This is a genomic window from Ignavibacteriales bacterium (assembly GCA_026390795.1).
Lineage (GTDB): Bacteria > Bacteroidota > Ignavibacteria > Ignavibacteriales > Melioribacteraceae > Fen-1258.
Map to the genome: position 1 here is coordinate 1,194,906 of JAPLFG010000003.1, position 12,893 is coordinate 1,207,798.

Genomic DNA, 12,893 nt, shown 5'->3' on the forward strand with positions numbered 1-12,893 from the left:
TTGTGCACCGAAATATAAATAGAATAAGAATTGCAGAGAGAAAATTTAGTTGGATAAAAATTTCTTTTTTTTAAATGAAAATTGTGTTTGTCAAATAATCCGATATGCAGACGAGATATAGTGTATGAAAACTGTGTTTGAGACTGTCAAATTAGGTACAGGGAGGTATTTTCTTTTCATTCCCGCTTTAATACTTGAGAATTACAGCTCAAACATTTCACAAATCTATTGATTACGGGCTGATGCCAAAACAACTATTCTAATACTAAAAAATATTTACGGAAATTTTCAAATCATTCATTGCTAAGCAATTACTTTTTTACTTTTTTTAAAAAAACATTTACTGCTAAAAACACAACACCAAGAGAAAGCATAAATAGAAAAGCATCCACCGCCATTAGAATATAATTTCCCTTCTTAACATAATCTAAAAATAAAATTATTAAAGCAGTAATAGTGGTTGCTAGCATAAATAGAGCCGGGAATAAAGCGAAGAAATATTTCTTTCCTTTCAAAACCAACCAGCTTGCAACTGTTATTAATGCAAGCGCAGCAAGAAGCTGGTTTGCGGTTCCAAAAATCGGCCAAAGTACTGAGAATGCATTTGAGTACGCAAGAATGAACATGAAAATGACCGTCAACAAAGAATTGAACCAGTAATTTTTAAGAAACGGTTTGGGGCTTTTAAAAAGAATTACCCACAACTCTTCAAATAAATATCTGTTCAACCTAACTGCTGCATCAAGAGTTGTAATTACAAATCCTTCCACAAGTAAAATTCCAAAAACCGTTCCAAGCGAGACAGGTATTCCCAAACCTTGATGAAATAAATTTCCCGCAGCCAAAGAAAAACCTAAAATTGGATTTGATTTGACTAACGGATCTGACGGCCACACTATTGATTTGTAATCCACAAAACTCAGCCCAACACCAATTGCGAGTAGAACGCAAATGGCAAGGAGTGATTCCAAAAGCATGGAATTGAAACTAACTTTACGGGCATCTGTTTCATTTGTAAGTTGCTTGCATGTTGTTCCGCCTCCTACAAGAGAATGGAATCCGGATATAGCACCGCAAGCGATAGTTATAAACATCATCGGCCAAATCATGCCAAGGCTTTGTGCTCCTTCTGCAAAATTAAAATTTGGAAGTGAAACAACTGCGCCGCCGAATCCTACAAATAATAAAGAGATTGCCATCAAAATAATTCCACCGTAAAGAATTTGTACGTTAATAAAATCTCGCGGTTGAAGAATTACCCAAACCGGGGTTCCGGAAGCAATCAAAACATAGATTGAAATTATGATCATCCAATGAAAGGGTTGTAATGAAACCGGGAATTCGATTCCAAGGAAAACCGAAACTATGCAAACAGCGGAAGCGAGCAGGTAAGCATATAATGTTTTTATTTCTCTTTTATGAATTAACCAGCCGAGAAACGGCGCACAAATAGTAATAAATATTACAGAAGTTGAAGCAATGCCGCCGATTCTTCCATATGTAATTCCATTTGCTGTTACGGTTTTTAATATTGTATCGGTCCCTTCAACGCCGAGTTTTGTAAGAGGCCAAAGGGATGTTAAAGAAATTGCCGTTGCACTCAAAAAAGATGAACAAACAAGAAGCAACATCATAATTGTAAAGGTGATCATTAAATTAAAACCGGTTTTGCCGAGAGTGGTTCTTGCAACTTCCGCAATCGATTTTCCTTTTTCACGAAGACTGATGAACATAGTTGTAAAATCATGAACCGCTCCGAGAAAAATTCCGCCGACAACAACCCACATCCATGCTGGAATAAATCCGTATAGAACCGCCATTGTAGGTCCTATAATTGGACCCGCGCCGGCTATGGCGGAAAAATGATGAGCAAATACAACGTAGCGTTTTGTAGGTACGTAATCCCGTCCATCATTGATTGTTACAGCGGGAGTCGGATGGTTTGCATCTTCTCCTAGAGTTTTTGCAACCCACTTTGCATAAAATTTACTGGCTAAATAAAATAAAACTATCGGAATTGCTAAAAAGAAAAGTACATTCATCGCAGCCTCACAAGTGCCATAAAAGAGTTAAAGAAATATAAAAATATTTACAGTGATTCATAAATATTTTAAAGGAATAATGCGCCGCTTTCTGCTCAATTGGACTTGTTCATTGTATCACATTAAGTGTGGATAAATAATTGCAAACTGGTAATAGAGAGGCTTTATTTTTAAACGTTATCCGCGTGTTGAGTGGATCATTGCCTTAAGAATACCGGGAAAAGTTTTTATAAAACTGAAGCCGATCTTCCGAGCATGATTATTTAAGATGATCCTTTGAACAGTTTTTGCTGTCGCAATTCTTTTATTGAAAAGACTCCGCCATTCCTTGATATAAATTTTTTCTGTTTCAAGGTCATCTAATTTTTTAAATCTCTGTTTATGGAAAACATCCGCCACCAAACTTGCGCTCTCTACAGCCATTCCAATACCGTCTCCCGTCAATGGCGCAATAACAGCAGCGGCATCGCCGATCATATAAATACCGTCCTTAACCAGTTCGCGGTTTCCAAAATAAATATTGCCGGTTCCGTAAACCGGCAATTCCTCAAGAACTTTATAAATAGAATCGTTGAATAACGATCCGAAACTTTTGTTCGACATCATCAACTTCTTAAGCTGTTCCCTCGGATGAGCCAAACCGTTATTTCTTTTTTCCAAAAAACAAACCGTCACCTTATTTTCGTCAACGGTATTTATGCCGCAATAAATATCAGCTGATGTAAAAATTTTAATTGTGTCTTTTTCCAAATTATGGAATGCTGAGTCGTCAACATGAAATTTGATGCCGTTGAGGTATGATCTGCTGTTCAAAAACTTTCTGTTCAATTTTTTATCAAGAATGTTCTGTCTGCCGTAAGCGGCAATAACTTTATCTGCCGTAATTTCACTCAAGAATGAGCCATCGTGAATTGTAATGTGGTATTTATCATTACGAAATTTAATTTCTTTAACTTCTACCGGTTGAAGAACTTCAATTCCTTTTTCTTTTCCGGATTTGAGCAGAAAGTTATCAAAGCGACCCCGCTTTAATCCATAGCCCGTGAAATTTAAGTCAGATTTAATAAACTTGCCGTTATCATAAAAAAATTTGAATGAAGTAATAGGATTTGGCTGAAGTAGCAAAAAATTTTCAAACAAATCAAGCCGTTGAAGATTGGAAGTAACTTCTCTTGATAAGAATTCTCCGCACAATGTTTCTCTTGGAAAAGATTTTTTTTCAATAAGACAGACCTCAAAGCCTAATTTGTTAAGACTAAGCGCCGCTACTGATCCGGCGGGTCCGCCTCCGATAATTGCAACATCATACTTTTTCATATGAATTTATTTGGTTATTACGGCAAGCCATCGAAATGCCCACCGGTATCTTATTGAGTAGTTGAAATTTATTTTTGAAAGAATTTTTTTCAATTCATTTTTTATAAATCCTCTTCTAACCGATAAAGGTCCATCGTTTTGTACCATTTTGCTTCGCGAGAAAAAAAAGGTTAGTAGTTTAATTCCCATAAGAGCAAAGATTGAGCGCTGGAGATCGTTGATAATAATTCCATATCTGGAAATTTTTAAAAATTTTTCCAGTAACTCATTTATTTCTTCTTCGTTAAAATGATGTAAAAACAGAGAGGCGTGTATAATATCAAAGCTCGAATCTTTAAAAGGAAGATAAAACACATCACCGCAAATTACGTTCCCAGTTAATTTTTGATGATTTGTGTATCTGCAAACACCTTTATTAATATCAAAACTGCAGATTTCAACATTTCCATCAAAGAATTTTCCGATTTTAAAATTATCGGAACCGCCTGCACCAACATCTAGAATTTTAATCTGATTGGGGAAAGAGTGTTTATTCAGAAATAGTTTTAACCCTTTTCTTGTTGTGGAATTTCCTCCAAGAAACTTATTTATGACACTTAATTCTTTCAATGCATAATTAATTCTTTCATCGGTGATAGAAAAATCATCCATAATTTCTTTTTGATAACTTCTTTTAAGAAACATTAAACGCCTTTCATTAAAGCAACTTCCATGCTTAACCCCGGGCCAAAAGCTACAGCGCAAATAAAATCGTTACTCTTGATTTCCCTAGTGTTAAATATTTCCTTCATCACAAACAGAATTGATGCCGAAGACATGTTCCCATAGTTCTTTAGAACATTGCGCGATGGCATCATTTCTTCGTTATCTAATTGAAGTCCGGTTTGTAAGGAATCTAAAATTGCTCTACCGCCCGGATGGAGTGCCCAATGTTTTATATCATTTTGTTTTATTCCCCAGTTATCAAAAATCTTTATTAGAGCTGGAACCGCCTCTTCTAAAATTATTTTAGGAAGTTCTGATGAAAGAATCATCTCAAACCCAAAATCACCAATTTTCCAGCCCATGTAATTAGACGAGTTTTTAAAAAGGATTGAATTTGTTTTAAGAAGTTTCAATTTTGATTTGGACTTCATTGATTCAGAGTTAGAAAATAATACGGCTGCGGCTCCGTCGGCAAAGATTAGATTTGCGAGAATATTATCTTTTGTAGCTTCTGTTTGTAAATGAAGACTGCATAGTTCAACAGAAACTAAAAGTGCATTCCCCTCTTCATTTGAATTATTCATTGCTTCAAGAACGGAATTAAAACCAATTAGCGAAGCGGCGCATCCCATAAAGCCGATGTTAGTCCTCTTAATAGTACGCGGTAATTGAAATTTTTCGATTAGGTTATAATCCAATCCGGGTGCAAAGAAACCTGTACATGATATTGTTATTAATCTGTTAATTTTATCAGGATCGAAGTCTGTACTATCAAAAAGTTTTTTTACTGCATCTTCGGTAAGAGCAATAGACCATTTTTCATATTCTTCCATCCGGGTTTTAGTGCTCGGTCGTATGTAATTCCCATCAGAAGAATAAAATTTATTATCTTCTGAATCATCGGCATCCGGTAAAACAAAATATCTTGAATCAATTCCCGAATGAGCCGAAGCGGCGTCAATCATTCTTGCCACAGCTGGTCTTCCAGTCATTCTTTTTTTTAATTCTTCAGACACTTTTGATTGAAGAACTTTATACGGAGGCGAAGCTGTGGCTATATCGATTAACATTTTATATTGATTCCCAAGGTTTAATAATCTTAACGATCAATCATTAACTGATTTTGATATAAGAACACTATTTTCAATTGAATGATTCCACTATATCCTAAAGGCTTAAAAATACAAGTAGCATGCAAAATTAGAGAGACGGATATATAATTAACTATTGCTATTTTTGATAATATTAAGCTTTAATCAAGAGTAGAATTGGCAGGTAATTCAAACAATAAAAAACTAAACACCCGGGAGTTTACGAACTCTCCTTTTTTGTTTATCTTAAGTATATGAGAATATTATTAGTAGAAGACGAGAAAAAGGTTGCTTCCTTTATAAAGAAAGGATTGGAAGAAGAGCTTTATGAAGTTGACACCGCGTTCAACGGGAAGGATGGAGTTGAACTTGCTCTTACAGATGAGTATGATTTGATTATCTCAGACATTATGATGCCGCTGATGAACGGTTTACAACTCACAAAGGAATTACGAAAAAATAAAATTATTACTCCAATACTTTTGCTTACTGTAAAAGATGGCACAAAAGATAAAGTTGAAGGACTTGATAGCGGTGCCGATGATTATTTATCAAAACCGTTTGCATTCGAAGAATTGACAGCTAGAGTGCGTGCTTTGCTAAGAAGACAAGACTCGCAAAAAGATAATTTGTTAAAAGCAGATGATCTGAGCATCGACCTAGTAGCCCATAAAGTAACCCGGTCCGATAAAGAGATTATACTAACTCCGAAAGAATACTCAATCCTGGAATATCTTTTAAGAAATAAGAATAAAATCATTACGCGTACAAAACTTATTGAACATGTATACGATTTTCATTTCGACAGCGGCACAAATGTAATTGATGTTTATATCAATAAACTCCGGATGAAAGTCGATCATGGATTTGAAAAACAGATGATTCACACTGTACGAGGCGTGGGTTATATTATTAAAGAATAGTTTAGACTTGGTTATGATTACAAAGATTAAATTATTTTTCACTTCAACACGATTCAAAATAACAATCTGGTATTCTTCCCTTTTCTTTTTGATGGAATTTTTACTCGGCATGGTAATCTATTTTTACATTTATAGCATTTCCCATATGAATCTGGATTCAAGCCTCAAAACGCAGGCAAATTCTATTCTACGAGTTATCGAAGAAAAACATGTTGATTTGGATTCTTTTCAGCCTAGCACCGTATACAAATCTGAAGATGAGTTAATTTGGGATATTGCTTACGATGCAATTGTTTTCAATCGTAGAAACACTTTTATAGAAGTTACTACATCGAACAGAATAATTTTCAAGACTGCAAATCTTGGTAAGATTACTTTATCCTTCCCGGATAAGAAAGAAAAAGCCGCTCTGTTCGATTATAAGAATATAGATCTATCTGAAGGCGTGGTAAGAGTTTGTCAATTAAAAAGCAAAAAGTATGTTGTTATTGTTGCTTACTCCAAAGAATACATTTCCCAAACACTCAGCAATCTAAAAGAAATTTATATTCTCATCGCTCCAATATTTTTCCTTATTTCAATTGTAGGCGGCGCTCTTATTTCCGCCAAATCCCTCTCTCGTATTGATGCAATTATAAGGAAGACAGAAGAAATAACCGGTCAAAATTTAGATGAGACCATTCCTGGCGGTGAATATTTTGATGAGTACGGTAGGTTAGTGAAAAAAATGAATGAAATGGTTGGGAGAATTAAAACTTCTGTGGATTTTATGAACCAATTCTCTATTTCGGCAGCGCATGAATTAAAAACTCCTTTGACAATCTTGCGCGGTGAAATCGAGATTGCTCTTAAGTCTGAAAAAACCCCGCAACAATACATTGAGGTTTTAAAAAGCAATTTCGAAGAGACAATAAGAATGATTAAGATCATTGATAATCTTTTCTTTATTTCGAAGAGCGATAACGCAATGATCAATATAGACTATCAAGAAGTCGAGCTTAAATCATTCTTAAGTTCTTTGTCTAAAAGTTTGGGAATATTAGGTCAAGAAAAAAACATGTCTTTGGTTTTAGAGGACTTGCCAAATTTATATATACAGATTGATATTAATTTGATGAAACAAGCATTATCCAATATCATCGATAATGCATTCAAGTTTGGAGATGAAAATACGGATGTGACCATTTCGGCAATTGATTTGGGAGAGGAAATTAAAATTTGCATCACTAATACCGGAGAAAGAATTCCAGCAGAGGAAGTCGAAAAAATATTTGATCGATTTTATCGTGCAGATATATCTAGAACAAGGAAAACCGGGGGTGTAGGACTGGGATTGTCTGTGGTGAAATCAATTGTGAATCTTCACAAAGGAACAGTAGAAGTGCAAACAACGAACAATTCATTAACAAAATTAATTATATATCTTCCAAAAATCTGAAGCGCTAATTACTAAAACGGCGCCTTAATTGGCGCCGTTATTTTCTTGATATTAATTGAGGGTGCTGATTGGATTTATCTCTGAATTAAGGGCAACTACTGCGACTTTCACTCTTATAACACCTCTGCCAATCATTCCGAGTGCAAGAGCTGTTCCTTTCGATAAGTCCAGGTCGCGTCCATCAACATAGGGACCCCGATCGTTAATTCTAACGATTACGGATTTACTATTTCTGATGTTTGTTATTTGGAGGATTGTACCAAAGGGCAAATATTTATGAGCAGCTGTTAGAGCCATCTGGTTATATTGTTCGCCGTTAGCGGTTGCTTTTCCATGAAAACGCGGACCGTACCATGATGCCGTCATAACTCCCATTGGGTTTATGTTCACAGCTGTCATGCTTGGTTCAGCATCTCTGCTTATGATTATTTTAGCTGCACCATTATTCTCGCTCGCAGACGTATCGCCAAAACCAATAAATCCTACGCTTGCGGCTATTAGACTAACGATGATAACTATTTTTAATCTTTGCAAATATTACCTCTTTTTTATTGAACATACGTTTTAAAGTTGGAGTAAAGGAAAAACTTCAGTTCGAAATACAGGTGGAGTTAATTCTTGAGTCGCGACGTGAACCAGATACTGATTCGTCTTGTATTCTCTGCAAATGGCAATGAAATATTTGAAAGAATATAATTTTTGATAAGATAGTTCGATAATTTTTCTGAGAGGGCTGGTTGATTATTTCCTAAATTTTGGATTGAATCGGTAATAGAATCACTCTGACACATAGCCGAAAGACCAATAATAGTCCTTTCAGCGATTTTCAATGGTGCCTTTCCAGAAACCCGTGATGGATAAAACTCAGACACAGATTTTGAAAAAGCTGTTCCTGCGGAGAACATAAGAACCAGGATAAAGAAATATGTCAGTTTTTTTTGATTCACTAAAGCACTTGTAAGTTTGATTCATATATTGATGCCGCTAATTTAATCATTTAGGAGTATAAGAGACAACCTTTGGGATCTATCGCAAGAAGAATTGAAAACGTAAAAGCGCTGTTTTTAGACGATTTTTAAAGAATTTTTACAAGAGACAAAATTTTTTGTCTCCCCTTTCATAAAATTACTACCTAATTTCCGCTGCCGGTCTATTTCATGACTAATATCGGGCAACTTGTCCTCTGTAGGCTTCCGTTCATTTTTAGAACAATTTTAATTTTGCTTCTCTCCATCACCCTTTCCTAAGGAAGTACTCTTTGTAACTTCCAATTTAAAGTCTCTCCTCTTTTTCATAAGTTATAGATGATTAAAAAAGAAAAATGATGGCAAAGGTTACTGCATTTATTCCGTTTGTAGATGAATCAACAACAAAGGGTTTAGTTAACCAACTTAAGCTAACTCAATCAGTTGATAAAATTTTTGTACTCTCAAATGAAATCGCGGCATTACCGATTAGCGGAACTGAAGTATTACATATTGATTGTTTAGAAAGTTCTAAGACAGTCCAAATTATTGCCGAAAAAGCTGAAACCACGTTTATTTTATTAATGACAAAGCCGCTAAAGATTGACTTAGGGAATTTTACGGTCGAGAGATTTATTAATGTTGCGAATGATACCGGTGCGGGAATTCTTTATTCAGATTATTATGAGATAAAAGCGGGGAATCCTGAGAAACATCCCACGATTGATTATCAGCTTGGAAGTATCCGCGATGATTTTGATTTTGGACCTCTCCTTTTTATAGACTCAAAGACGTTGAAAAGTGTTGCAGAAACAATGCACGGCACTTACAAGTACGCGGGTCTTTATGATTTGCGTCTGAACATTTCACGGAAAAGTATAATTAGCAGAATTCCGGAATATTTTTACCATGCGACAGAAACAGACTTTCGAAATTTCGGAGAAAAACAATTTGATTATGTCGATCCAAAGAACAGAATTGTGCAAATCGAGATGGAACAAGCGGCGACAAATCATTTGAAAATGATAAATGCTTTTATAGAATCAAATTTTTTAGAGATTGAACCGCTTAAAAATGAATTCGAAGTTGAAGCTTCAATAATTATTCCGGTAAAAGACAGAATAAAAACAATTGGCGACGCGGTTAAATCCGCGCTGAAACAAAAAACAGATTTCCAGTATAACGTACTAGTTGTTAATAATTATTCAACTGACGGAACAACAGAGTTATTAAATTCTATTGGAATCAAAGAGAAGAGGTTAATTCATATTCTTCCAAATAGAAAAGATTTATTGATTGGCGGATGCTGGAATGAAGCGATTCACAATAAAGCATGCGGAAAGTTCGCAGTACAACTTGACAGCGATGATCTCTATACCGACGAGAACTCACTCCAGTCCATTGTTAATGTTTTTAGACAAGAAAAATGTGCAATGGTGATTGGCTCATATAAATTAACAAATTTCTTATTAGAAGAAATTCCGCCGGGTTTAGTGAGTCACAGGGAATGGACAGACGAGAATGGTGCAAATAATGCATTAAGAATAAACGGACTAGGTGCACCCCGAGCGTTCTACACTCCAATTCTTCGAGATATCAAAATTCCAAATGTCAGTTACGGAGAAGATTATTTTCTTGGAATAACTATTTCGCGTAATTATATAATTGGAAGAATCTTTGAACCAATCTATTTTTGCAGGCGGTGGGAAGGCAACACGGATTCGGCTCTTGATATTTATAAACAAAACAGCAACAATATTTACAAGGACAGGCTCAGAACATTTGAAATTTTAGCAAGACAAAAGAAGAATAAATAATATGCTGATTGAAGAAAAATTAGAAAAGAATTCCGGCACCGATTGGTGGGCTGAGCGTACAAAAAGGTTGCTAATAGAACAAACTTCTGCTTGGCCGTTATTAAAAAATAATTATGAAAATCTTGCAAATATTCAAATTCGAAAGTTTCTTTTTGATGACTTCGAAATTAAGATTCAATTCAACCCGGACAGAATAATATCTTCTTCCGCCGATGTTAGCGATAAGGCAATTAAAGCTAGAAAATGTTTTTTATGTCAAGAGAATCTTCCTACTGAGCAGAACAGTTTAGTTTATAACAAACATTTTTATATACTGGTTAACCCATATCCCATATTTCCGGAACATTTTACTATTTCGAAGAGAAACCATACTCCGCAAACCATCATCGGAAATTTTGAAGAGTTATTAGATCTCACCAGATCAATCGGAAAATATTATACTATCTTCTATAATGGTCCCAAATGCGGTTCTTCTGCACCGGACCATATGCATTTTCAGGCGGGAACAAAAAATATTATGCCGGTTGAATATGAGTTTAATAAGATGGTCAACATGCTTCCGAGAGCGGTTGTCGGAAATGGGAAAATCGAAGTAAGATTTTTCGAGAATTTTTTAAGGTACTTTATTTCTTTCGAATCGAGAGATAAAGGTGAATTGTTGTTTGCTTTCAAAACATTTGTAAATTCATTTAAAAAAATTTCCGCACCACATAACGAACCGATGATGAATTTGACAGTCAGTTTTCAGGAAGATGTTTGGCGGCTTATTATTTTTCCGCGACAAGTTCACAGACCGGTTCAATTTTTTGAAGATGTGAAAAATCAATTGCTTATCAGTCCAGCGGCAGTTGATATGGGAGGTCTATTTATAGCACCTCGCCTAGAAGATTTTGAAAAATTAAAAAAAGAAGATGTAATTAATATTTTCAAACAGGTAACTATCCCAAAAGAATATTTTGAGTTTTTAAGAAAAAAAATTGGTGAGATTTTTATATAACAACTGCTTTGGGATATGTCTTTGAAATATTTTACAATACTTTCACATTAATAACACTAACATCATCGTCCATTTCGCCGCCGGTATAATCAAATATTTCTTTTTTCAATTGATCAAGAGAATCATTCTTAGAATTGAGTCTGCCGATAAATTGCATTAATCTTTCTTCGCCGTAAAGATCACCTGCTTTGTTGCGCGCTTCAGTAATTCCGTCGGTTACCAAAAATAATTCATCTCCGCTTTCGAGGTTAAGTTCTATATCTTCATATTCGCCGGATTTACTAAAACCAAGCAGTACTCCGGTAGAAACTATTCTCTTTACTTCTTTGGATTTGAAAATAAGCGGCAGGTCTCCGGCTCCCGAATATCGTGCTGTCTTATTTTTTTTATCTAGTATAATTATAGAGAGTGTTATAAACACTTCTGAAATTCTCTCGTCCTTAAAAACCGAATCGTTTACTTTTTGTAATATGTGACTTGGCTGATAATCATTCGATGATTCCAGGACAAACCGCGCGGCACTTCGTACATATCCGGCATAAGCCACTGCAAAATACCATGCGCCCCATCGTTTACCCATTACATCGCCCATAATTATTGCAATGTTATCGTCATCCAATTTAAAGTAGTCAATAAAATCCCCACCGGGAACATTCTTAAACGGCATATGCCAATGTTTGATTTGAAATCCTTCGAACTGTGGAAAATCTTCCGGAACAACTTTTGTTCCCATTGAATCAGCTGCCCTTTGGACTTCGTCAACAACTTTAACACGTTCCTTTTCCAAACTCTTTAATATAGCCGAGACTTTTGCTATTACCACCTTTGGGCTGGATGTTTTAATAATATAGTCTTCTATCTCGAGATCATATCCTTGGAGTATATCTTCTTCTTCTCCTTTTGCGGTAAGAAAAACGAATGGAATCTGTTTGAGCTCGGCATTTCCTAACAGACGTTTGCGGAATTCATACCCATCAACTTCAGGCATCATAACGTCGCTTAAAATCAAATCCGGTTTAATTTTTTCTGCAAGTTCATATCCCTCTCTTCCATTACTTGCAACCTCGCAACGGAACCCGGCTTTAGTAAGATTATAATTAAAAAGCTTTGCAATGTTGAACTCATCTTCGACAAGAAGAATGGTGCTCAGAAATTTTGTGTTTTCTTGTTTCATGAATTATCTAATAAAATTTTATGAATCGTTTCAGAATCTTTGATCGGTCTTGATTTCTTGTTAACTGTAAAAGCATTTCATTTACTAAAGCTTCTTATTGCATCTTGTAAATCACTGAAAGATTCGAAAACTCTAAACAAACGAGTTAGCTCAAACATAGATCTAATTGCTGGTTTAAAACCAACTAATTTTAAATCACCGCCCAGCTTTGCTACTTTTTTGAGGGTGTTAACGATTACTCCAAGAAATGTAGAGTCTATAAACTCAACGGCAGTAAGATCAATAATTATTTTTTTATAGCCGGCGTTAATTTTCTCATTTACGTTAAATTTCAGTTCTTCGGCTTCTCGTAAAGTTGCTCTATCAAGATTAATTATTTCTACTATTACATCATCAATTATTTCTTCGACTATTTCCATTTTGT

At 35.2% G+C, this 12,893-nt stretch carries 11 protein-coding genes and 1 pseudogene; 4 read left to right on the forward strand and 8 right to left on the reverse strand.

The features are described from left to right. Positions 1-311: 311 nt before the first annotated feature. The 4 genes from NTX65_08875 to NTX65_08890 form a co-directional block, all read right to left on the reverse strand. Positions 312-2,042 (reverse strand): hypothetical protein, encoded by a 1,731-nt coding sequence (locus NTX65_08875; GenBank protein ID MCX6169441.1) that lies wholly within the window; start codon positions 2,040-2,042, stop codon positions 312-314. Positions 2,043-2,219: 177 nt separating this feature from the next. Then, positions 2,220-3,359 carry an NAD(P)/FAD-dependent oxidoreductase gene (locus tag NTX65_08880; protein MCX6169442.1) on the reverse strand — a complete coding sequence of 380 codons (1,140 nt, stop codon included), beginning with the start codon at positions 3,357-3,359 and terminating at the stop codon, positions 2,220-2,222. A 6-nt stretch (positions 3,360-3,365) separates the two neighbouring features. Further along, positions 3,366-4,043, reverse strand: coding sequence for a methyltransferase domain-containing protein (locus NTX65_08885; protein MCX6169443.1), 678 nt, complete (start codon positions 4,041-4,043; stop codon positions 3,366-3,368). Next, positions 4,043-5,134 (reverse strand): type III polyketide synthase, encoded by a 1,092-nt coding sequence (locus tag NTX65_08890; protein MCX6169444.1) that lies wholly within the window; start codon positions 5,132-5,134, stop codon positions 4,043-4,045. The genes NTX65_08885 and NTX65_08890 overlap by 1 nt, the downstream gene beginning before the upstream one ends. Before the next feature lie 275 nt (positions 5,135-5,409). On the opposite strand from NTX65_08890, the gene NTX65_08895 reads away from it, so the two are divergent. Both NTX65_08895 and NTX65_08900 read left to right on the forward strand, forming a co-directional pair. Then, positions 5,410-6,078 (forward strand): response regulator transcription factor, encoded by a 669-nt coding sequence (locus NTX65_08895; protein ID MCX6169445.1) that lies wholly within the window; start codon positions 5,410-5,412, stop codon positions 6,076-6,078. A gap of 13 nt (positions 6,079-6,091) precedes the next feature. Next, positions 6,092-7,516: an ATP-binding protein gene (locus NTX65_08900; protein MCX6169446.1), complete on the forward strand. Its 1,425-nt coding sequence runs from the start codon at positions 6,092-6,094 to the stop codon at positions 7,514-7,516. 51 nt (positions 7,517-7,567) lie between these two features. Here NTX65_08900 and NTX65_08905 read toward each other — a convergent pair. Then, a pseudogene (locus tag NTX65_08905) lies at positions 7,568-7,879 on the reverse strand (septal ring lytic transglycosylase RlpA family protein). A 248-nt stretch (positions 7,880-8,127) separates the two neighbouring features. Then, a complete protein-coding gene (locus NTX65_08910; GenBank protein MCX6169447.1) occupies positions 8,128-8,346 on the reverse strand; it encodes a hypothetical protein in 219 nt (72 codons plus the stop codon). 494 nt (positions 8,347-8,840) lie between these two features. Here NTX65_08910 and NTX65_08915 point away from each other — a divergent pair, with 494 nt between their 5' ends. After that, positions 8,841-10,298, forward strand: coding sequence for a glycosyltransferase family A protein (locus NTX65_08915; protein ID MCX6169448.1), 1,458 nt, complete (start codon positions 8,841-8,843; stop codon positions 10,296-10,298). A gap of 1 nt (position 10,299) precedes the next feature. Continuing rightward, the gene (locus tag NTX65_08920) at positions 10,300-11,295 is read left to right on the forward strand and encodes a DUF4922 domain-containing protein (protein MCX6169449.1); all 996 of its coding nucleotides are present in this window, start codon (positions 10,300-10,302) and stop codon (positions 11,293-11,295) included. A 31-nt stretch (positions 11,296-11,326) separates the two neighbouring features. Here NTX65_08920 and NTX65_08925 read toward each other — a convergent pair whose 3' ends face one another. Together NTX65_08925 and NTX65_08930 are read right to left on the reverse strand one after the other, a co-directional pair. Beyond that, positions 11,327-12,469, reverse strand: coding sequence for a SpoIIE family protein phosphatase (locus tag NTX65_08925; protein MCX6169450.1), 1,143 nt, complete (start codon positions 12,467-12,469; stop codon positions 11,327-11,329). A gap of 77 nt (positions 12,470-12,546) precedes the next feature. Continuing rightward, a complete protein-coding gene (locus tag NTX65_08930; GenBank protein ID MCX6169451.1) occupies positions 12,547-12,888 on the reverse strand; it encodes an STAS domain-containing protein in 342 nt (113 codons plus the stop codon). Positions 12,889-12,893: the final 5 nt, after the last annotated feature.

Excerpts from the sequence above, each read along its gene's own strand:
- NTX65_08875 (MCX6169441.1), bottom strand. The coding sequence starts at position 2,042 with ATGAATGTACTTTTCTTTTTAGCAATTCCGATAGTTTTATTTTATTTA.
- NTX65_08880 (MCX6169442.1), bottom strand. The coding sequence starts at position 3,359 with ATGAAAAAGTATGATGTTGCAATTATCGGAGGCGGACCCGCCGGATCA.
- NTX65_08885 (MCX6169443.1), bottom strand. The coding sequence starts at position 4,043 with ATGTTTCTTAAAAGAAGTTATCAAAAAGAAATTATGGATGATTTTTCT.
- NTX65_08890 (MCX6169444.1), bottom strand. The coding sequence starts at position 5,134 with ATGTTAATCGATATAGCCACAGCTTCGCCTCCGTATAAAGTTCTTCAA.
- NTX65_08895 (MCX6169445.1), top strand. The coding sequence starts at position 5,410 with ATGAGAATATTATTAGTAGAAGACGAGAAAAAGGTTGCTTCCTTTATA.
- NTX65_08900 (MCX6169446.1), top strand. The coding sequence starts at position 6,092 with ATGATTACAAAGATTAAATTATTTTTCACTTCAACACGATTCAAAATA.
- NTX65_08915 (MCX6169448.1), top strand. The coding sequence starts at position 8,841 with ATGGCAAAGGTTACTGCATTTATTCCGTTTGTAGATGAATCAACAACA.
- NTX65_08920 (MCX6169449.1), top strand. The coding sequence starts at position 10,300 with ATGCTGATTGAAGAAAAATTAGAAAAGAATTCCGGCACCGATTGGTGG.
- NTX65_08925 (MCX6169450.1), bottom strand. The coding sequence starts at position 12,469 with ATGAAACAAGAAAACACAAAATTTCTGAGCACCATTCTTCTTGTCGAA.
- NTX65_08930 (MCX6169451.1), bottom strand. The coding sequence starts at position 12,888 with ATGGAAATAGTCGAAGAAATAATTGATGATGTAATAGTAGAAATAATT.